Below are 19,723 nucleotides of genomic sequence, written 5' to 3' on the forward strand. Positions count from 1 at the left end.
TTCATGGCATCCAGCATCCGTTCGCTGACGGCATGGTCCGTCGTGGTGACGTTCGCGCTCAGCGCGGCACCTTCCGCTTTCGCAGGCACCGGCAACGCAGAGTTGCCCGTGACGCTGACCGTCTACGATATCTGCACGCTCGATACGGGCGCCACGCAGCCGATCGTGGCCTGTTCCGCAGGCGGCCAGTACCGCATCCTCGCGGGCGAATATTTCGCGGATGTCCGCATCGCCGAGATCAAGGCCGCGCAACGACCGCAAATGCGGGTCGTCGAGATCGCGTTCTGAAACGTCGAAGCCATGGCGATGCATTGTTACAATCGCTTACGCTTTAACGTCTGAGGAATGCACATAATCAGGGCGTCACGACGCGCCAAAAATCTGAGAGAGCAGCACAAACGTTTGGCGCGCGGAAGACACTTCCAGAGAAGAGGTGAACAATGCGTCGCCGTAACCTTGCCGTTTCCGTGCTTTGCATCGCGTTGGCATCGGGGCCGCTCGTTCCGTTCGGAGCGAACGCAGCCACGCGAACCACTACCTTCACCGTATCCCTCACGCTGCAGAACGATTGCCAGATCGCGGCCAATCCGCTCAATTTCGGCAACTCGGGTGTTATCGCGGCGAACATCGATCAGACCACCACGTTGAGCGTCACCTGCTCGAACGGCGCGTCGTATAACGTCGGGCTGGATGCGGGTTCGGTGTCGGGTTCCACGGTGCCGAACCGGCTGCTCGCGAGCACGGGCACGCCTCTGCCGACGGTCGCCTATCAGCTCTATCGCGATGCCGCGCGCACGCTCGTCTGGGGCCAGACGGTCGGCACCGACACGGTCTCCGGCACCGGCACGGGCGCGGCGCAGACGGTCACGGTCTATGGCCGCGTCGCGCCGCAGACCACGCCGGCCGCGGGCACGTATTCATCCGTCGTCACGGCTACCGTCACGTTCTAGCATGCGCTCATCGCAGTGTTACCGGGCCGCGCGGCCCGCCAGGCGGGCGCTCGCGTGTGCGCTGGCGGGCTTCTCGTGGTGGTGCCTTCTGTACGCGGCGAACGTATCGGCGGCGGCCTTGCAAGTGTCGCCTATCCGGCTCGATCTCTCCGCCGAAAGGCCCGCCGCCGCGCTCACGCTGCATAACGACGGCAGTGCGCCGCTCAATGCTCAGGTACGCGTGTTCGCATGGACGCAGTCGCTCGACGAAGACCATCTAGAGCGCACGGCCGCCATCGTCGCGAGTCCGCCGATCGTGCAGATCGCGCCGAACGGCGATCAGACCATCCGCATTCTGCGAGTGGGAAGCGAGCCGCTTGCGCGCGAGGAGACGTATCGTCTGCTGATCGATGAAATTCCGAACGCACAAAGCGCGCAGAACACGGGCGTGCGCATGCAGTTGCGCTACTCGGTGCCGGTCTTCGTGGGCGCGGACGAAGCGCGCTCGCCCGCGTTGAAGTTCGCGCTGGAACGCAAGAGCCAGGCAAGCAACGAAGCCGACGTCATGCTGCGCGTGTCGAACGGCGCGCAAACGCATGCGCAACTGAGCCGCGTTCATCTTGACTGGTCCGATGGTCAGAGCACGCAAGTCTCGGCGGGACTGCTCGGCTATGCTTTGCCCGGCGCCGCGCGCCGCTGGCCCGTGCAGGGCGCGCCTGCGAATGGCACGTGGGCGACCTTGCACGCCGTCGTCAACGGCGAGCCCGTGACCATGCGTGTGAACGTCGAGCCGGGACCGCCGGGCTCCGACCGCTAGGCCGTGGATGCCATCGCCGCGCCCGCGTGCGAGCCGGTCACGCGCTCATGTGCTTCGTCTGGTGCCGATCATCGTGTGGTCCGCCATGCCCGCGTGGTCGCACGCGAACGACTCGACACCGGCAATAGCGCCCATGCAGATGCAAGGCGCCCTTCCCCATGAACGCGGCGAGCTATATCTCGAAGTGTCGATCAACGGAACATCGACGCAAAAGATCGCGCAATTCTTCGTGGCCGACGAGATGATCTACACGACGCCTGGCGAATTGCGCGAACTCGGCTTGCGCACCAACGACCTGCAAGCGCAAGCGGACGGCCGCATCGCGCTGGGTGTCGTGCCGGGCCTGCGTTATCGATACATCGAGCAACAGCAACGCATCGACCTCGAAGCCGCCGATGCGCGCCGCGTGCCTTCCGCGCTTTCCAACATTCCGGCACGCGCGCCGGTGGCCGCAAGCGGCACGGGCCTCGTCATCAACTACGAAGCGAGCGTGCAGACCAACTCGCCGGCGCAATACGGCTTCTATGGCGAGGAACGTTTCTTCTATCCGGGCGGCCTCTTCGACAACACCGGCACGGCGTACTGGTATGCGGACAGCCGCCGCTACGTGCGGCTCGATACGTCGTGGAGCCATTCGGACACCGCTTCACTCATGACCACGCGCATCGGCGACACGATTTCCTCATCGCTCACATGGACGCGGCCGGTGCGCATGGGGGGCGCGCAACTATCGCGCGACTTCGGCTTGCGGCCCGATCTCGTCACGTATCCCGTGCCCGCGCTCGGCGGTTCGGCCGCCGTGCCGAGCGCCGTCGATCTCTACGTCAACAATGTGCGCCAGTTCAGCGGCGCGGCGCCCTCGGGACCGTTCGTCATCAATGCGGTGCCGGCCATCAACGGCGCGGGCGAAGCGGTGATCGTGAGCCGCGATGTGCTCGGCCGCAGCGTAATGACGACGGTGCCGCTCTATATCGACGCGCGTCTGCTCGCAAGCGGCCTCACGGACTTCTCCGTCGAAGCGGGCTTCGTGCGCCGCGCGTATGCGCTGCGCTCGTTCGACTATGCGGGCGACCCGTCGGCATCGGCGTCGATCAGGCGCGGTTTAAGCGATACCATCACGCTCGAAGCACACGGCGAAGCCACGCGCGGCGTCTACAACGCGGGCGCCGGCGTGTTGTTCGGCATCGGACAAGCGGGCGTCTTCAATGTGTCGCTGGCGGGCAGCGCGGGCAACGGCGGCTCGAATCCCGCGCCCCTTTATATCTATCCGGCAAGCTTCTACAACGGCTTCGATAGCAGTTCGCCGCCTTATGTTCGGCAAGCGCCGCATGGCGGCAGCGGCATGCAGGTTTCGGTGGGATGGCAATGGCGCACGCCCGCGCTTTCCGTCGATCTGCAAGCGCAGAAAGCGACGCCTCACTACAGCGATCTGGCGTCCGCCGAAGGCACGCCCGTGCCGCGTTCGACGTATCGCGCGACGCTTGCCGCGCCCGTGCGCGTGCTGGGTTCTTCGAGCACGGCAAGCGCGAGTTACGTGGGTCTTGCCGATCCCTACTACGGCGACTCGCGCATCGGTTCGCTGGCGTACACGGTGACGTTGCCGCGCGGCACGTCGCTATCGGCGAGCGTGTATCACGACTTCGGCGACACGCGTAACACCGGCGTCTTCGTGGCGCTCGCCTTCGCGCTCGGCGGCGCCCTCAACGCGAGCGTCGATGCAGGCAGCGATCACGGCAAGCCGCTCTTCGGCGCATCGGTGACGAAGACGGCCGACTACGGCGGCGGCTTCGGCTGGCAAGTGCAGACGGCGCATCAGAACGGCGTGCAGCAGTCGCTTGCGCAAGGCGCGTATCGCACGCGCTATGGCGATTTGCTCGGCACCGTGGCGAGCGTGCAGTCGCGCGTGTATGGCGAGCTGGACGCATCGGGCTCCATCGTGATGATGGAAGGCGATGTGCTCGCGGGCCGCCGTATCGACGACGCCTTCGCGCTCGTCTCCACCGATGGCGTAGCGAACGTGCCCGTGCTGCACGAGAACCGCGAGATCGGCAAGACCAATGGCGCGGGGCATCTGCTGGTGCCGGATCTGATTGCGTATCAGGCGAATCATCTCGGCATCGACCCGCTCGATCTTCCCGCCAATACCTCCATCGCCACCACGCAGCTCAATCTCGCGCCGCAATCGCGGGCGGGCGTCGTCGCGCGTTTTCCGATACGGGGTTTCAGCGGCGCACAACTGCAGCTCGTCGATGCCGCAAGCGCTCCCTTGCCGCCGGGCACGACGCTTACGCACCGCGAGACCGGCAAGCGATACGTCGTCGGCTACGACGGACTCGCCTTTATCGACGATCTCGCCGCGACCAATACGCTCGACGCCACGTCATCCGGCACGTCCTGCGAAGCGCACGTTGCCTTCACGGCGCAAGCACACGCCTTGCCGACGCTCGGCCCATTCACCTGCAAGAGCGCGTCGCCATGAAGCGCGCATGGTTCTTGGCTATCGCGCTGTTCGTCTTCATGACGACGCCGGTGCGTGCGCAAGTGTGCACGGCGTCGATATCGAGCATCAACTTCGGATCGATCGCGCCCGCGACGGATTCGTCCGCGAACGTCTCGGGCTCGGTGACGGTGTCTTGCACGGGCTTCGTGCTGACCTTGCCGGTGCGGGCGTGCATCAGCATCGGGACGGGCAGCGCAGGTGCGTCCTACGCGCCGCGCCTGGCGGCCAACGGCGCCAGCACGCTGCAATACAACCTCTATGCCGATTCGACCGGCGGCACGATCTGGGGCTCGCGGCGCTCCGCGAGTTACGGCGCGGTGGCGCTCGACATACCGCTTACCCTCGCGCTCGGCACGGCATCCGGCAGCCGTACCTTGCCGTTTTATGGACGCATCGCGGCGGGTCAGAGCACGCTCGTCGCGGGAACGTATCTATCGACATTCTCGGGCGCGACGCAGGCCGAAATGACGTATCAGCAATACGTTGTTTCGCCGCCCAACTGCTCGACCGTGACCGCCAATTCGAACGCCCTTTCCTTTACCGTGAGCGCGACCGTCATCAACGATTGCACGCTTGCCGCGACCAACATCAATTTCGGCACGGCCGGACTACTCGATGGCGCCTTGACGGCAACGGGCACACTGAGCGTGGCATGCACCAACAACGACCCTTACTCGATAACGTTATCGGCCGGCGGCGGCAGCGGCGCAAGCGTCGCGGACCGGCGCATGACGCGCGGCGGCGGCAGCGAACAGGTGCGATATCAGCTCTATCAGAACGCGGCTTACTCGACTCCGTGGGGCGATGGCACGAATTCCGCGCCGGCTCTCGCAGGCACCGGCACCGGTTCGAGTCAGGCGATCACGGTCTATGCGCGCGTGCTGCCGCAAGCCACACCCACCGCCGGAACTTATAGCGATACCATCCTTGCGACCATCACTTACTGAGCCGCGAACGTGCGCTCTCCACTAGTCAGCATTGCAAAAGTTATTACACACAGGCTCGAAACTACAAGGCGCCGTGCACGGTGACGACGCATGCGGGCGTAACGCTTGCCTCGACGTAACGTTACCTTTGACCGATACGCTCTTCCCGATCCTTCCGAGGATCGCTCAACACCGGCAAAAATTCGGGTTTTCCCTTTCTGAAATCCGCATCCAAACGCCGAACCGCCGCGTATATCCAAACTGGCACGACTCCTGCAAACCTTCTCTTGAACACTAAGGGAGGGAGGGCGGCAAAGCATGAGTACAACGACATCCCGCTCGCAGGTCGAGAACGTCGTGCGCGACTCCGGTCAGGCATTGAGGCGTCGCGTACTTCAGGGTCTCGCGGCTGGCGAGTTTTGTATCGCCTATCAGGGAATCTACCGAGTCGACAGCGGCGAGCTTGCGCGCATGGAAGCGCTCATCCGCCGGCGTCATCCAGACTACGGCGTGCTCTTGCCTGGCGCGTTCTGCGAGGCGTTGCAGGACCCGGACGTCATGGTGAAGATCACCTGGTTCGTAATGGATGCCGTCGCAGGCGATATCGCCGCGTGGCTCGCGCGCGGCGGCAAGCGTTATCCCGTCGCGGTCAACGTGCCGCCTTCGGTCGCCGCCATGCCGGGCTTCGCAAAACGCATGGAAGCGATCTGCGTGGCGCATGGCATCGCGTCGAGCTATATCGAACTCGAACTCTCGGAAAGCGAGGATCTTGCGCTCTTTCCGTCGATTCAACAGGTCGTCCAGCGCTTCCGTAATAAAGGCGTCAACATTGCGATGGATGATTTCGGTACCGGCTACGCGTGCCTCGCCGCGCTCGGGCCGATCGACTTCGGCACCGTGAAGATCGCCAAGGAGTTGCTCGCGGAAGCGCCGCGCTGCCCGAATGCGTGCATGGTGTTTTCCTCGGTGCTCGCGCTGCTCACGCGGCTCAAGGTATCGATCGTCGTCGAAGGCGTGGAGACGCCCGCGCAGGCGCAATGGCTCGCGCAGTGGCCGCATGTGCTCGCGCAAGGCTTCCTGCTCGCGCGGCCCACGTTTGGCATGGACAACGTGCCGGGCGTCGATGCTCACGCGGACATGCAAGGCATGCAGGGAGCCCATGCAATCACGCGGCAAACCAGCCGGCGCTCGGCGATGCGTATCGCGGACGCGGCATGAAGGCGCGCACCGCCTGTATGGAAGGTTGAAAGGACATAAGGCCGGACCCGCTGATTTTATCCGGCCGCCCAGAGCTTCTGGCAGCCCTCGAAACGCCAGAACTTCGCCGACGTAGGCATGCGTCGGCGTTTTTTTTTGGACGCCCGGAATCGATACCCGAGCGCGGCACTCAGAGCGGGCGCGTCTCCGGTTCCTCATCGAAGATCTGGAACTTGCGCATCTTCTCCCACAGCACCTTGCGGCTGATGCCCAGATGCAACGCCGTATCCTGCCGGCGCCAGCCGTTCGCTTCGAGCGCGGCGATCACGCGGTTTCGTTCGTTCATGTCCCACTTGCTGCGGTCGACGAGCAGCTCAGTGGCGTTATCCACGGGTTGCGCATTGCGCGCGAGCACGAGGAGCCGCTTGACGCGCCCTTCGTCCCACGAGCCGAGTTGCCGCACCGTCACACCCACGCGCTCCGCCAGATTGCGCAACTCGCGCACGTTGCCGGGAAAATAGACATCGGCGACGGCGTCCGCCAGCCAGTACGGTAACTCGGGCAAGGACTCGAGCTTCTCCTTGCCCACCACTTCGTTGATGAACGACTTGAAGAGCGCAATCTTGTCGGCCGCGCCGCGTTCTTCCAGCGTCGGAATCTTGAGTTCGATGACCGCGAGCCGGTAATAGAGGTCCGCGCGAAACGTGCCGTCCTTCACGAGCTGCGGCAAGCTCTTGTTGCTCGCCGCGATAAGCCGGAATTCGAGCCGCACGGGCGTCGCCGAACCGAGCCGCGTGACCGCCTGATCTTCCAGCACGCGCAGCAGCTTGACTTGCTGATAGAGCGGCAAATCGCCGATTTCATCGAGAAAAAGCGTGCCGCCGTTGGCCTGCTCGAAGTAGCCTTTATGCGCGAGCACGGCGCCCGTGAACGATCCCTTCGCATGCCCGAAGAACAGCGACTCGAAGAGACCATCGGGAATCGCGCCGCAGTTCACCGGCACGAACGGACCTTCGCCATAGCGGCGATGCTTCTCGTGCAGCAATTGCGCAATGCGCTCCTTGCCGACGCCGGTCTCGCCGTGCAGAAGCACGGGCGTATCGCAATCGGCGAAGGTATCGACTTCGTGCAAGAGCGCCTGCATGCATTCGGCATGCGCGATCAACGCATGCGACGCCTGCGCTTCCTCGCCATGCGCGCGCAATTGCTGTGCGAGTTTCGAGACCATCGCGCGCAATTCGGCGCCGGTGAAATCGAGCGGCAGGATGTGCGAATAATCGGCGGGAAACATGGACGGATCGCGTTCGCGCGGCGCCGCGCCGACCCAGACCACGGGCATCGAATGACGCGCTTCCCAGTCGCGCAGCACGAACGCGCCGCTGTCTATCACGCTTACGCTGATGATCGCGATCGCCGGGCGCGACGAATCGCGCGGCGCGCTGATGGACGTGCCATCCGCACGCAATACATCCACTTCGTGACTGGACATGCAGCGCACCACGCGCTCGACGATGTCGGACTTGCCCTCCCACACGTGGATGTCGAGGCCATCGATTTTGGTGATCTGTCTCATGTCGTTCAGTACGCCAGTTGCGATTCGCCGCAGGTAAGCGACAAGTCGTGAATCGTGCTCGTGCCGATCTGCGCGCCGAGGAGTTGCAGGACGGGGACGAGAACCTGGTCCAGTCCGGCGAGTATCGTGGTCAATGCGGGCGTGAGCAAGGCAAGCAGCAGCGGTGCGATGCTATTGAGCAGCGCGGACGGAAGCAGCGGCGACGCGAGTATCAAACCGCCAGGCGCCGAGAGACTCGTGTTGAGCGAGGACAACGCGTTGGCGAGCGTCTTCCCCGGCAGCGATGCAAGTGTCTGATAGTCGTCGCTGTTGCCGCTCTGGCCATCGAATGTGAGCGTGCCCGATGCCGAAGGCACGGAGCCGGTGGTCACCTTGGCGGTGACCGTCAGCAGTCCGAGCACGTTGACGAGCGTCGCCGGTTGCGAGCAGGCGGCGGTGCCCGCGGGGGTGTCGCCGACACACACGTTCGCCACCGTGCTGTTGACGCCGATGACCGAGCGCCGCGCGAGCGGCGGCCCCTTGCATTGCGTCGACGCAAGGTACGCGGAGCCCGCCACGGCCTCCACGACCACGGGCAGATGCACGGTCGGCGCGATGTTGCCGAAGAGCGGACCGAGCACGAGCGACAGCGTGCCGACCGTGACATCGAGCGATGCGCGCACTTGCGCGGTCTGCGCCTGCGTGCGCCAGTTGCCGTTGGCATCCTGTCCCGCTTCGCCGATGGCAAGCACCGGCGGCTGAATGACCTGCACGGTCAGCCCGGCGGAAATCCCGAGCAGATTCAACCCGCCCGCCACGTTCACCGCCGACTTCCCGGCCTGCGCGATCTCGGCCATGACGAAGAGCGCATCCAGCGGGCTGATGGTCGCGTTGAGCGCGGATTGCGTGTTGGCGAGCGCCACCGAAAGCAGCCCCGGCGCCGTCGATGTCTTGCCGAGCGAGATCGTCTGATTGCCCGGGATATTGGCGCTCGCGATGGTCTGCATCGCGCCAAGCGCCGTCGAGAGATTGGCGTTGGCCACGCTCGTCGTTTGCAGCGCGTTCACCATCAGGCGCGCGATCTGCGCGGCCGTGAGACTCGTGGCGAGCAGTTGATCGACCGTGCCCACGCCCGCCGCCGTCACCAGATCGGCGATTTTCACGCGGGTATCGGCGAGTCCCTGATACGACGCGAGCGAGAGATTGAGGCTCGTGCCGAGCAGCGCGTTGAGCAGGCCGTTGATCGGTCCCGGGCCGATGCTCGCGAGCGTCGTGCCGATGCTGAACGCGCCGATATCCGTGACCTTGGCGACGGCCGTCGCCGTCACCGTGCGTGCCGGCCCCACGAAGAAGTACGGCACGGTGCGCGTCGCGACGACTTTCACCGCGTTGATCGGCGTGCCGCCCGCCGCGAAGTAGTCGGGCGCGGCGTTCGCTTGCGTGTCCCAGCGGCCGCACGCGGTCGTCATGCCGTTGCCCGACGCGGTGGCATCGAAGCCGTTGACCGCCGCGCTGCCCGTCGCGGCGGCGGTGGCGCGCGTGCACGCGGCATCGGCGACTTGCGAGCCTGCGGTTGCCGCTAGATCGGCCGCGCTTTGCAGGCTGCGGCGCGCGAAAAAGAAATTGCCGACGTCGATCGCGCCGAGCGCCGCCACCGCCACGATCAGCCAGATGGCCGCGAGCGTGCCCGCCACGCCGCGTTGCGCGCGCCGCGCTGGTCGATGGCGAAAAGGCCGTGTCATGGGCCGGTCAGTCCGCGTCGTGATAGTTGACATCGAGCGCCGGACGTCCCGCCTGTTCCAGCGACGAGCCGTAGCGCTCGGGAATAGCCGTCTCGAACGACTTCATGTAGCGCGCGTAGCCAAGACTCGCTTGCGCGCCGGGCATCGGGCGCGCGGGACCGGCTGCGGCATTGCTCGACTGCAACGTGAGCCAGGCTTCGGTTGCGTGACCGACTTCGCTTGCTGCCGGTGCGCCTTCCTCGGCCCGCGCTGCGGATACGAGCGCCATCGCGCTCAACCAGATCGCTGCCATTGACGATGCTTTCATCGACTGCTTCCTCGCTCGATTCGATTTCAACGTGACGCGATACGGCTACCGCCGCCTTCGTCCTGCACTTGCGCGCGATACGTGCGCGCCGCCTGCTGCACGCGCTTTGCATCGCCCTGAATGGCCTGCTGCACGTCCGGCGCGAACTTCTGTTGCGTCATCAATCCCTGCGCGTTAGCGGCCTGCCCGCTCGAAAGCAGAAAGAGCGCGACGTTGCTCATGATCTTCGCGTTGTCCGGCGCGAGTTCGGCGGCCTTCATCAATGGCACGCGCGCGCCCGCTATGTCGCCTTCGCGCAGCTTCGCGTACCCAAGGTCGGACAGCGTCGCGGCATCGGTCGGCGCGCGCTGCGCGGCGGCTTCGAAGCGCATTGCCGCCAGCCGGAAGTCGCCCGCCTGGCCGGCCAGCAAACCCAGTCCACGCAGACCGCGCGCGGCGAACGGGGTATCGGCGAGACGCGCATAAGCTGCTTCGGCGGGCTGTGTCTGGCCGGTCTGACGCAGCGCATCGGCGCGCAAGAGAATGGTGTCGGGCGACTCGCCATACTGCTGCTCGTAAGCGTCGATATGCGCGAGCGACGCGAAGTACAACCCTTGCGACTGCATCCGGTCGATGAGCGCCAGATACATGCCGGGCGTGTCGGGCGCGGCATCGCGATGCATCGCCTGATCGAGCGCGGCCTGACGTTCGGCCTGAATGCCGACGCCGTAGCCGCTTTCCATCTTGCTCGCGCATCCGCCTAACAGCATGCATGCTCCGATAGCGGCAAGCGTGACGAGTCGCGTCCGGTTGATTGAAGATTGCGTCATCGATGAAGCCCCGAAAGCGAATGCAATACCGCGAGAAACCCCGGCCCCGCGGTGACGATGAGCAGCGCAGGCAACAGCGTCAGCACCATCACGCCCGTCATCTTCACGGTGACTTTGCCGATGCGCTCACGCAGCGCCGCACGCCGCGCCTCGCGCAGACGGTCGCCGAACTGCCTGAGCGGCTCCTGCACCGCGCCGCCGTATTTCTCCACCTGAATCACGAGCCGCACGACCGCCGCGAGGTCTTCGTTCTCGTAGCTGCTGGAAAGGCGCTTGAGGGACTGCTCGCGCGTGCGGCCCGTCGCAAACTGCGCCTGCGCCGCCGCCAGTTCCTTCGACAAGATCGGCAGCACCGTTTTGAAGTCGTGGATCATCACTTGCAGGCTCTGATCCAGCGATAACCCCACGCCCTGCAACAGCCGCAACAGATCGACGAACATCGGCAGCTCGTTGCCGACCGCGCGCTGACGCGCGTTCGCCCGGCTCTGCACGAACCACTTCGGCGCCATGAAGCCGCCCGACAGCGCGACGAACAGCAGCAGCGTGAAGCGCGCGCCGTGCGGCGTGCCACGCGCGAGCAACATCAGCGCGACCGGCGCGAGCGCCGCGCCCGCGATGCGCGCCAGCATGAAAGCGCCGCGAGCGCGCGCGTCGAGATAGCCGCAGCGATCGAGCAGGCGGCGGTCTTCGTCGGCCACGGCGATGCGCCCGAACGAGGTATCGAGCCACGCGATGCTCGCGCGACCGATGGCGGCGAACAGGCCCGTTAGCGGCGTTTCGCCGCGCGCAGGCCCGCTATCCGTCGATACCGGCGCGCCTGCCGCGACACGTTGCGTGAGCGCACCTTCCAGCGTGCGCGCCGAGCGTTGCATGCGCGCGTAGCGGCTCAACGCGAGCGCGCCGATCAGGGCGGCGGCGCATGCGAGCGCGAGCACGGCGAACGCGGCCACGAGGTTGGGCGTCAGACGCATCGCGTCCTCTTAACGTTTACGGCGCGCGCGCTCATGTCCTGAGCCTCGCCATGCGAAACAGCAGCCACACGCCGAGCATTTGCAGGCCGAGCGCCGCGTACACGAGCCGCTGGCCGAGCGGATCGGTCCACATCGCATCGAAATATTGAGGGTTGGTGACGATCACCGCCGCGCCGAGCAGAACGGGCAGGAGACCGAGCACCCACGATGAGAGGCGCGTTTCCGTCGACAGCGCGACGAGTTCGCGGTCGGCCTGTTCCAAATCGCGCATGAGCGCCGACATGCGGTCGAGCATCACGTCCGAGCGCCCGCCGTATTTCACCGATACGCGCAGCACCGCGCCCACCAGTTCGAGCTCGCGCACGCGATACATCCGCGCCACCGCGCCGAGCGCGTGATCGATCTCCATGCCGGTACGCAGCATCGGCAACACGCGGTCGAGGCAATCGGCGAGCGGCGGCTCCGTGCTTCCGAGCGCGGTCTGAAACGCCGCCGGCACGCTATGACCGATGACGATGAGCCGCACGATGCCATCCATGAACGAGGGCAACTGCCGCACGATACGCTGACGTCTTTTCTGCGCGCGCCAAAACAGCGCTGCCGCCGTCACGGCAAGCACGAGCGCGGCGGCCGCAAGCCCGAGCAATGCGTTCGTGCGCGCTGTCATCCAGAATGCGGCCAGCGCGGCGGCGACGAGCGTGACGAAAAAGAAAGCGCGCGGCCGTTCGATTCCCGCACGCCGCATCAGATATCCATAAGCGGCACGCGCCCGCACGATGTCTCGCGCAATCTCGACACTCACGCCCGAGTGCGTGTTCGCCGATGCCCGCGACTGCTCGGGCTGCCGTGCAGTGCGCGGCCGCGGCGTTGCGTGCGACGCCATGACCTGCCGCTCAACGAAGCGCGCGGCGAGCATGCGTTCGCGCTTTTGCGCGCCGCGCCGCCACAAGGCGAGCGCGGCGGCTGCGAACAACAGCGCGAGCATCGCGACGAGCGCCACGCCTCTAGACACGGAAGCCTCCGCCGAAGCCGCCGAAACCGCCGCCGCCGCTTTTGCCGAACCCTTCTGCAAGCGACGCGCCCAACGCCTGCCGATACTTCGCGAGCTTGGGCGAGCTCGGATGAATGCCGAGCGAGGTCCAGCGGTCGGTTTCCTCGCCGTTCGCATCGGCGACGGGGTCGTAGCGATACAACTCCTGCATCGCGATGATGTTGTCCGACAGCCCGGTGACTTCCGTCACGGAAAGAATGCGCCGCTTGCCGTTCGAGAGCCGCCCGATCTGCACGATGAAGTCGATGGCGTTTGCAATCTGCCGCCGCAGACTTGCCTCGGTGCCCTGAAAGCCCGCGAAGCCCGCGAGCATTTCCAGCCGGTAAAGGCACTCGCGCGGTGAACTCGCGTGCACGGTCCCCATCGAGCCGTCGTGGCCGGTGTTCATCGCCTGCAGCATTTCCAGCACTTCGCCACCGCGCACTTCGCCGACGATGATCCGGTCGGGCCGCATCCGCAACGTGTTGCGCAAGAGGTCGCGAATCGACACGACGCCCGCGCCGTCGAAGCCGCCCGGACGGCTTTCGAGCCGCACCACATGCGGATGATTGAGCGACAACTCGGCCGTATCCTCGATCGTCACGACGCGTTCGTGCTTCGGAATGAAGAACGCGAGCGCGTTGAGCAGCGACGTCTTGCCCGAACTCGTGCCGCCCGAGACGAGCACGTTGCAGCGCGCCTCCACCGCCGCTTCGAGCAGCGAGCTGATCTCCTGATTGAACGTGGAGTTCGCGAGCAGATCGTCGGGGCGCAGCGGATCGCGGCGAAACTTGCGGATCGACACCACCGGCCCGTCGATCGACAACGGTTCGATGACCACGTTCAGGCGGCCGCCGTCTGGCAGGCGCGCATCGACCATCGGGTTCGACTCGTCGAGCCGTCGGCCGATGGGCGCGAGAATCCGCCGCACGATGCGCAAGAGGTGCGCGTTGTCCGCAAAGCGCACGGGAATCTTTTCGAGCATGCCGTGACGCGACACGTAGACATCGCTATAGCCGTTGATGAGGATGTCTTCCACGGCGGCATCGGCGAGCAAGTCCTCGATCGGACCGAAGCCCGCGAGCTCCTTCGTGAGCGCGGCCGCGACGAGGCGCACCTCGCTCTCGTTGAGCGGGATGCGTCGCAGGCGCACGAAGCTGTCCATCTCCAGATCGACGAATTGTTGGATGGCCTGGCGCGACCATCGCCCGAATTCGGCGCCGAGTTCCTCAATACGCGTGAGCAGATGTTCATGCGCCGCGCTCGCCACGTCCTGGAACTGCTGCGAGTGCGCGAACGCGACGGCATCCTCGGCCAGATCGTTGGAAAACGCGATGTCCTTGCTGAAGTCCTGAACCATCGTCATGACCGCCTGAGAAAGGTGGGAAGAAGTTGCGCGAGTCCGGCGGCCGGGCTTTCAGTAGCCTTGGGCAGTGCATGGCGGCCGGCGGGCGCGGGTTCATCCGCGAGACGCGCGACGAGAGGTAAAAGCGCGCGCACGTAAGGGTCGCGAGGCGCGGTATCCGCGAGCAGGCTTCCCTGATTCACCGCGCGCCCGAGCGCCTGCGCACGTTCCGGCAAGATGCCGATGAGCGGTAGCCCGAGCCGCGCGGCCAGTTGATCCGCGCCGAAGTTGAGCGCCGCATCGAACTTGTTGACGACGAGACCGAGCGAAATCTTCCGCGCCGCGGTTTCGGTTTGCTCGCCGCCGCGCACATGCTCGACGAGCGTGACGGCCGAGACCGCCGAGACCACGTTCGGATCGCATACGAGCCAGGTTTCGTCGGCGGCCTGCACGACTTGCGCGACGAAGTCGGGATTCGAAAAACCGCCGAGATCGACGATCTGGTGGTCGAAGTATGCGCGCAGCCGGTTGAGTGTGCTGACGGCCGTGGCAAAGGAAATCGCGCGCAATTCGGCAAGATCGGCGGGCAGCGCGGTGAGCGCGAGGCCGCTCGCATGACGCGCGAAGGCGGTGTGCACGAAGGTTTCGTCGAACCGGCGCAGGTTGCGCACGGCATCGACGAAATGCAGTTCGCTGCGCGTGTCGAGCAAAAGCGCGCTGTCGGCGGCGGGCAGGCCGAGATCGAGCAGTGCGGTGGCGCGGCGCGCGCTCTGACCGCGCCGTTGCAGACTCACGGCGAGATTGGCGGCGAGCGTGCTCACGCCCACGCCGATGCGCGCGCCGAGCAGCACCGTCAGCTTGCCGCGCTTGGGCACATGTTCGGGACGCTCGTCGATGAGCCGCCGCGCCACCGTGAGCACGCTGCCGGGATGTCCACCGGTATCGATGAAATCGCGCACGCCCGCGCGCAAAGCGGCGAGCGCGGGTGCGGGCGTCGCAAGCGTGCCGAGCGCCACGACCGGCACGTTTGGAAAAGCGTCGCGGGCCGCTTCGGCGAGTGCGGCCGCGTGGTAATCGGCGCGCTCGGTGAAGTCGATGAACACGATGGCCGGCGCGCATTCCGCGATGCGCGTGACCAGCGCGACGGCATCGCACGGCGCGATTTTCACCGCGCCCGTGTTGGTCAGCGCCTGCTGCAGCCACGCTTGCCTCGACGGTTCGGGACTCGCCAGCAGAAAGCGCGCGGTGAGCGGCTCGCCCGCTGCCGCCGCCGCTGCTGCCTTGCCGGGTCCGAATCCTTGGGTGTTCATCGCGAAAATCCTGGCGCGGTGTCGGAAGAAAGCGCTCCGCCGACAAAGCTCTTCCACACCGGTCCGTCGCGCTGTTCGGACTGCTGGCCGGGCGTCATCGGCAAGGCGGCGCCCCGGGCGATAGGCGCGACCAGGTGCGGCGTCACGATGATCACCAGCTCGCGGTCCGTCTGCGAGTACTGCAAAGTCTTGAAGAACGCGCCGATGACCGGCAAGTCGCCGAGCAAGGGCACCTTGTTTACGTTCGACGCCGTTTCGCGATCCACCAGCCCGCCGATCACGAAGCTCTCGCCGTCGCCGAGTTCGACCGCCGTTTCCGCGCGGCGCGTGGTAAGCGCGGGCACCGAAACACCGTCGATGGTGATGGCGTGCGCGAAGTCGAGCTGGCTCGCTTCGGGCGCGACCTTCAGCGCAATGCGGTCGGCGCCGAGCACGGTCGGCGTGAGCGAAAGGCCTATGCCATACGGCTTATAAACGATGGTCGTGCTCCCGAGCGCCTGCGGCACTGGAATCGGAATTTCGCCGCCCGCGAGAAAGCTCGCGCTCTGGCCCGAGAGCGCGACGAGCGTCGGCTGCGCGAGCACGCGCGCGAGGTTGTTCCCTTCGAGCAGGCTCAGGTTGGCGAACAAACCGCGCGAGCCCGAGTTGAGCAGCAGGTTGAACGCGGCGCCGATTGGCGAGGTGGACGTCACCTGCAACGCGGTCGTCGCGCCGCCGGTATAGGAACCCAGCGAACTGGGCGCGAAACTGCCGAACGCGAAGCCCGCGTGATTCTGCGAGAACAGATTGAAGCCGGCTTCCTTCAGCACGGCCTTGCTGAACTCGACCACTTTCACGTCCACCTGCACGACGCTCTTGCTCTGTACCGTCGATGTATCGACGAGCGCGCCGTCCTTGCCGATAGCCGCGCGCGCCGCCGCTGCCGCGCGCTGATGCTTGGCCATCGACGGCGTGCTGCCGCTGAGCACGGCCGTCTTGCCGAGCACGCGTACTTGCGGCGCGTCGTGGTCGAGCAGCGCGGCGTTCGCGCTGGCGGCGACATCGACGGTATAGGACGCCGGCGTGTCGCTGCCCTGTTCCCAGACGAGCAGATTGGTCGTGCCTGCCGACTTGCCGACCAGCAGCACGCCGCCATTCTTGAGCACGAGAACATCCGCGATGCCGGGATCGGCGACGGCCACGCGCGACACCGTGCGGCCATGCGCGAGAACCCGCTGCGCACCGGTCGCAAGCGCGATCACGGGAGCGTCTTGCGCGCTGCCCGTCGATGCACGCTCGATGTCATCCGCGTGCGGCGTCGCGACGGCATGCGCCACGTTCGCGTTGAGGCCAAGCAAAACCGCGCAGCACGCCATGAGCGCGCGCGTGTGGAACCGCAACGTCGTTGGCCGGTTTATCGTCATCGTCATGGCTTGCTTCGTTTCGAATTCATCGGGATAGCCGGCATCGGCGCGCTCAATATGCGGTTCGCTCGACACGGCCACCCCGGATCACTTCCACTTCGTTGCTACGCGGCGCACGCGTCACGCCCGCCGCACGAGGCTGCGTCACCGGTTCGCGGCCGGCGCGCGCGCCCGACAGCGCACCGAGCGATACCCCGGCGGCCGCGCGTGCGGCGCCATCCGCGTCGGCATGCAAGGCAGCGGCATGCAGGGGCAGCCACGACTGCGGCGGCGGCATTTCGTCGTCGTTGGTGTTGCGCAGCGCCAGCACGAGGCGGCCCGCGCTTTCGGCGAGCGTGAGCGCATCGACGTCGGCGGTGCGCACGGCGAGTACGGCGGTCTGTGCGTTCAAATTGCGAGTCGCCTGGTTCGTGTCGCCCGCGGCCTTGCCATCGACACCCTCCACCGACGCGCCGCCCACGCTCAGCACGCGCACTTTCGACAATAGAAGGCGCGCCTGTGTCGCCTCTACTTCGGCGCCGCTGCTGCCGCCGCCTTCGCGCTTGAGCGTGAAAAACACATCGACGAAATTGCCTGGGCGCACGAGATTGCCGACCGCGTTGGTTTCGTCGACGCGCACCGCGACCGCGCGTTCGCCCGGCTCGACGACATCGGCAAGTCCGCTAGACAGCGTCTCGACCGTGAGCGGCGTGCCTTGCGGCACCGCGACGCGCGTGGTGCGGCCGGTGAGCGCGGCGGTATCGCTGAACACGCCGGACGCGGGTTCGGCCTGCATGCGCACCGTGAGCGACGCGGCATCGAGCGGCTTGCCGGGCTGCAAATCGCGTGCGGCGATCACCACCGGCGCGAGCTTGCGATCCACCGCGAGCGCGGGACCGGGCGCGCCGCCGTTGGCGCTTGCCGGCAGCGGCGCCGGGGCGCGCGCCAGCGTGAACGCGAAGATGCCCAGCGCGATGGCCAGCATGAAAAACAGGACCGCGAGCGTTCGTGTGACGTTGGCGATGTGAGATCAATCGTGAAAGTTCGGGCGGACGCTCATAACACGTTGTCCGGATTGAGTTGGACCATCGCGCGCGCCACCAGCGAATCGGGCAGCGCGAGGCCGATCAACGGCAGCGTCGGCACCAGCGGCTTTTGCGCATAGGCATAAGCGAGCGTCACCTGGATGCAGCGCAGGGTCCCGTCGTAGGTACATGGCGCGGGCGTGGCGGTGCATTGCGCGAGTCCCGCAAGCCAGTTCGACAAGCCTTGCGCGGTCTGGCAGGCGGCACTGCCACGGCGCGCGAGGGCGTCGTCGATGCTTGTCGCGTTGGCCTGATAGCGCAGCGCGGCGCGTGCGCCCTCTTCCGCTGCGAGCGTCAGCGACTGCTGCGCGACGAACACGAGGCTGTAGGTGACAATGGCGTAAAAGATAAGGAAGAACAGCGGAAACACGATGGCGAACTCGACCGCCACGTTGCCGCGCTGGTTTCGTCGTGGGCGTGGCCGTTGGATTGATGGCGCGGACTTCATGCTGGCCGCCCCGTTGCGTTCAGCAGATGCAGCGCCAGCTGACCGATCCCGGCCGCCGCGAGCAATGCGCCGTAGGGCGTGCTGTTGCGCCTGCGTTCGGCCACGCTCGCATGCGCGGCAAGACTGCGCAGCGACAGCACCACGCGGTCCTCACGGCGTGCGAGCAACACGAGTGCATGCACCGCAGCCGCAAGGCTCGCCGCGACCCAGACGCCGACGAGTTCGCGCGGACCGCACCACGCGCCGAGCACGGCGAACGCCTTGACGTCGGCGGCGCCCATCATGCCGAGCAGGTAGAACGGCAAGAGCGCGGCGAAACCCGCCAACGCGCCGAGCAATGCGAAGCCGATCGCCGTCTGAAAAGGCGAAATGCCGAGCGCGGCGAACGCAAGCGCGAACACGCCTCCGGCCGCGACCAGCGAATTCGGAATGGACCTGCGCTGCCAGTCGAATAAGACGACCGCCAGCGCCCAGCCGATAAATATCGCGGATTCAAAATAAATCATGGCAGCGTAAATCGGCAGGCAATAAGACAGCGCCCTCCGTAGTAATACGGAGGTTTAATCGAAACTCGAAAGATGTATTCGGTCCGCGCGCCGGATTGCTCCGGCGCGCGAATCGGCATCTCGTCAGCGAATGAAGATGGGATTAGCTCGACGTTTTAGCGAGCTCCGCCTTTATCGCGTTGAAAGTGGACGTGAGCTGAGTGGAGACGCCGCCCACGGCCGTCATGATGCCGAGCGCAAGCACGCCGGCAATCAGCCCATATTCGATGGCGGTGATCCCACGCCTGTCGCGGATGAATTGAAGCAAGGTAGATGTCATTCTTGTTGCCCTCGGATGGTGTACTGCCTGGCCGCGGATTCGCCTCTTCGTGCGAGGCTCCAGGCGGCAGACCACCACGCGAACGCGATGTCGTGACCCCGGGCCCATGCATCGGAGCGGCGCTCCAACTCTCTCGATATTTTTGGTTTTTCTTGTTGATCGCTACCCTCCCACAACGTTTGCCGAAAGAAGAGGACTGCGTTGGCGAATTTATATCGCATGCACATCTCAAAATCAATTACATCAGAACATTTTGTATCGTGCAGTGCATCAATAGTTGCATCGAGTAAATAAACTCTGGCATATCAGTAAAATCAACTTGATGCGAATGCAGCGACTCGTATTCATTTCCTGCCCCGCTCTTTTTCACTCACTGGCTCATTATGGCGGGCCCGCGTAACGCGTCGCGTCGTAACGCGGTTCGATGTTCGTTACGTTACGAACGTCCGCATTGCCGTTTGCCGACACGCGGTGAGAGGCGGCCGCAATCTCCCGCCGAACCCCGAATTCATTTGGAAATTCTCCTTTCGCGAGCGCTTCTCGCAGGG

Annotated in this window: 19 protein-coding genes; 6 read left to right on the top strand and 13 right to left on the bottom strand. The window is 65.5% G+C overall.

What is annotated here, in order from left to right; translation table 11 throughout:
• The first annotated feature begins 3 nt into the window (after nucleotides 1-3).
• The 6 genes from P9292_RS09495 (at nucleotide 4) to P9292_RS09520 (ending at nucleotide 6,390) form a co-directional block, all read left to right on the top strand.
• Nucleotides 4-288, top strand: a complete 285-nt coding sequence (locus tag P9292_RS09495; RefSeq protein ID WP_309958673.1) for a hypothetical protein — start codon at nucleotides 4-6, stop codon at nucleotides 286-288.
• Nucleotides 289-440: 152 nt separating this feature from the next.
• A complete protein-coding gene (locus tag P9292_RS09500; protein ID WP_309958674.1) occupies nucleotides 441-950 on the top strand; it encodes a spore coat U domain-containing protein in 510 nt (169 codons plus the stop codon).
• A gap of 1 nt (nucleotide 951) precedes the next feature.
• The gene (locus tag P9292_RS09505; RefSeq protein WP_309958675.1) at nucleotides 952-1,746 is read left to right on the top strand and encodes a molecular chaperone; all 795 of its coding nucleotides are present in this window, start codon (nucleotides 952-954) and stop codon (nucleotides 1,744-1,746) included.
• 49 nt (nucleotides 1,747-1,795) lie between these two features.
• Nucleotides 1,796-4,225, top strand: a complete 2,430-nt coding sequence (locus P9292_RS09510; protein WP_309958676.1) for a fimbria/pilus outer membrane usher protein — start codon at nucleotides 1,796-1,798, stop codon at nucleotides 4,223-4,225.
• On the top strand, nucleotides 4,222-5,193 hold the full coding sequence (locus tag P9292_RS09515) for a spore coat protein U domain-containing protein (protein WP_250494558.1): 972 nt from the start codon (nucleotides 4,222-4,224) through the stop codon (nucleotides 5,191-5,193). The genes P9292_RS09510 and P9292_RS09515 overlap by 4 nt, the downstream gene beginning before the upstream one ends.
• Nucleotides 5,194-5,490: 297 nt before the next feature.
• On the top strand, nucleotides 5,491-6,390 hold the full coding sequence (locus P9292_RS09520; protein ID WP_309958677.1) for an EAL domain-containing protein: 900 nt from the start codon (nucleotides 5,491-5,493) through the stop codon (nucleotides 6,388-6,390).
• A 169-nt stretch (nucleotides 6,391-6,559) separates the two neighbouring features.
• On the opposite strand, the gene P9292_RS09525 is transcribed toward P9292_RS09520, so the two are convergent.
• The 13 genes from P9292_RS09525 to P9292_RS09585 all read right to left on the bottom strand — a co-directional run bounded on the left by P9292_RS09525 (nucleotide 6,560) and on the right by P9292_RS09585 (nucleotide 19,175).
• On the bottom strand, nucleotides 6,560-7,942 hold the full coding sequence (locus P9292_RS09525) for a sigma 54-interacting transcriptional regulator (RefSeq protein WP_244830823.1): 1,383 nt from the start codon (nucleotides 7,940-7,942) through the stop codon (nucleotides 6,560-6,562).
• A 5-nt stretch (nucleotides 7,943-7,947) separates the two neighbouring features.
• Nucleotides 7,948-9,663 carry a TadG family pilus assembly protein gene (locus P9292_RS09530; RefSeq protein ID WP_250494556.1) on the bottom strand — a complete coding sequence of 572 codons (1,716 nt, stop codon included), beginning with the start codon at nucleotides 9,661-9,663 and terminating at the stop codon, nucleotides 7,948-7,950.
• A 7-nt stretch (nucleotides 9,664-9,670) separates the two neighbouring features.
• A complete protein-coding gene (locus tag P9292_RS09535; RefSeq protein ID WP_309958678.1) occupies nucleotides 9,671-9,970 on the bottom strand; it encodes a DUF3613 domain-containing protein in 300 nt (99 codons plus the stop codon).
• Nucleotides 9,971-9,996: 26 nt separating this feature from the next.
• Complete coding sequence (locus tag P9292_RS09540) at nucleotides 9,997-10,779, bottom strand: pilus assembly protein (protein ID WP_409015136.1); 783 nt, start codon at nucleotides 10,777-10,779, stop codon at nucleotides 9,997-9,999.
• A complete protein-coding gene (locus P9292_RS09545) occupies nucleotides 10,776-11,744 on the bottom strand; it encodes a type II secretion system F family protein (RefSeq protein WP_409015150.1) in 969 nt (322 codons plus the stop codon). Before P9292_RS09545 ends, P9292_RS09540 begins: the two co-directional genes overlap by 4 nt.
• Before the next feature lie 37 nt (nucleotides 11,745-11,781).
• Entirely contained in the window at nucleotides 11,782-12,762 is a 981-nt protein-coding gene (locus P9292_RS09550) for a type II secretion system F family protein (RefSeq protein ID WP_409015137.1), read from the bottom strand.
• Complete coding sequence (locus tag P9292_RS09555; protein ID WP_244831002.1) at nucleotides 12,755-14,140, bottom strand: CpaF family protein; 1,386 nt, start codon at nucleotides 14,138-14,140, stop codon at nucleotides 12,755-12,757. Before P9292_RS09555 ends, P9292_RS09550 begins: the two co-directional genes overlap by 8 nt.
• Nucleotides 14,141-14,142: 2 nt before the next feature.
• Nucleotides 14,143-15,435, bottom strand: coding sequence for a fimbrial protein (locus P9292_RS09560; protein WP_309958680.1), 1,293 nt, complete (start codon nucleotides 15,433-15,435; stop codon nucleotides 14,143-14,145).
• Nucleotides 15,432-16,790: a type II and III secretion system protein family protein gene (locus P9292_RS09565; RefSeq protein ID WP_409015151.1), complete on the bottom strand. Its 1,359-nt coding sequence runs from the start codon at nucleotides 16,788-16,790 to the stop codon at nucleotides 15,432-15,434. Before P9292_RS09565 ends, P9292_RS09560 begins: the two co-directional genes overlap by 4 nt.
• Before the next feature lie 100 nt (nucleotides 16,791-16,890).
• On the bottom strand, nucleotides 16,891-17,841 hold the full coding sequence (gene cpaB / locus P9292_RS09570; protein WP_309958759.1) for a Flp pilus assembly protein CpaB: 951 nt from the start codon (nucleotides 17,839-17,841) through the stop codon (nucleotides 16,891-16,893).
• Between the two features lie 32 nt (nucleotides 17,842-17,873).
• Nucleotides 17,874-18,350 carry a TadE/TadG family type IV pilus assembly protein gene (locus P9292_RS09575; protein ID WP_244830829.1) on the bottom strand — a complete coding sequence of 159 codons (477 nt, stop codon included), beginning with the start codon at nucleotides 18,348-18,350 and terminating at the stop codon, nucleotides 17,874-17,876.
• Nucleotides 18,347-18,856, bottom strand: a complete 510-nt coding sequence (locus tag P9292_RS09580; protein WP_244830830.1) for a prepilin peptidase — start codon at nucleotides 18,854-18,856, stop codon at nucleotides 18,347-18,349. Before P9292_RS09580 ends, P9292_RS09575 begins: the two co-directional genes overlap by 4 nt.
• 142 nt (nucleotides 18,857-18,998) lie before the next feature.
• On the bottom strand, nucleotides 18,999-19,175 hold the full coding sequence (locus tag P9292_RS09585; RefSeq protein WP_244830831.1) for a Flp family type IVb pilin: 177 nt from the start codon (nucleotides 19,173-19,175) through the stop codon (nucleotides 18,999-19,001).
• Nucleotides 19,176-19,723 lie beyond the last annotated feature (548 nt).

Origin of the sequence: Caballeronia sp. LZ001 (assembly GCF_031450875.1) — a bacterium.
Taxonomy (GTDB): Bacteria; Pseudomonadota; Gammaproteobacteria; order Burkholderiales; family Burkholderiaceae; genus Caballeronia.

Bases quoted from the DNA above. Each gene is read 5' to 3' on its own strand.
- P9292_RS09495 (WP_309958673.1), top strand. From the start codon at position 4: ATGGCATCCAGCATCCGTTCGCTGACGGCATGGTCCGTCGTGGTGACG.
- P9292_RS09500 (WP_309958674.1), top strand. From the start codon at position 441: ATGCGTCGCCGTAACCTTGCCGTTTCCGTGCTTTGCATCGCGTTGGCA.
- P9292_RS09515 (WP_250494558.1), top strand. From the start codon at position 4,222: ATGAAGCGCGCATGGTTCTTGGCTATCGCGCTGTTCGTCTTCATGACG.
- P9292_RS09575 (WP_244830829.1), bottom strand. From the start codon at position 18,350: ATGAAGTCCGCGCCATCAATCCAACGGCCACGCCCACGACGAAACCAG.
- P9292_RS09555 (WP_244831002.1), bottom strand. From the start codon at position 14,140: ATGGTTCAGGACTTCAGCAAGGACATCGCGTTTTCCAACGATCTGGCC.
- P9292_RS09525 (WP_244830823.1), bottom strand. From the start codon at position 7,942: ATGAGACAGATCACCAAAATCGATGGCCTCGACATCCACGTGTGGGAG.
- P9292_RS09530 (WP_250494556.1), bottom strand. From the start codon at position 9,663: ATGACACGGCCTTTTCGCCATCGACCAGCGCGGCGCGCGCAACGCGGC.
- P9292_RS09560 (WP_309958680.1), bottom strand. From the start codon at position 15,435: ATGAACACCCAAGGATTCGGACCCGGCAAGGCAGCAGCGGCGGCGGCA.
- P9292_RS09580 (WP_244830830.1), bottom strand. From the start codon at position 18,856: ATGATTTATTTTGAATCCGCGATATTTATCGGCTGGGCGCTGGCGGTC.
- P9292_RS09505 (WP_309958675.1), top strand. From the start codon at position 952: ATGCGCTCATCGCAGTGTTACCGGGCCGCGCGGCCCGCCAGGCGGGCG.
- P9292_RS09540 (WP_409015136.1), bottom strand. From the start codon at position 10,779: ATGACGCAATCTTCAATCAACCGGACGCGACTCGTCACGCTTGCCGCT.
- P9292_RS09535 (WP_309958678.1), bottom strand. From the start codon at position 9,970: ATGAAAGCATCGTCAATGGCAGCGATCTGGTTGAGCGCGATGGCGCTC.
- P9292_RS09565 (WP_409015151.1), bottom strand. From the start codon at position 16,790: ATGGCGTGCTGCGCGGTTTTGCTTGGCCTCAACGCGAACGTGGCGCAT.
- P9292_RS09585 (WP_244830831.1), bottom strand. From the start codon at position 19,175: ATGACATCTACCTTGCTTCAATTCATCCGCGACAGGCGTGGGATCACC.
- P9292_RS09520 (WP_309958677.1), top strand. From the start codon at position 5,491: ATGAGTACAACGACATCCCGCTCGCAGGTCGAGAACGTCGTGCGCGAC.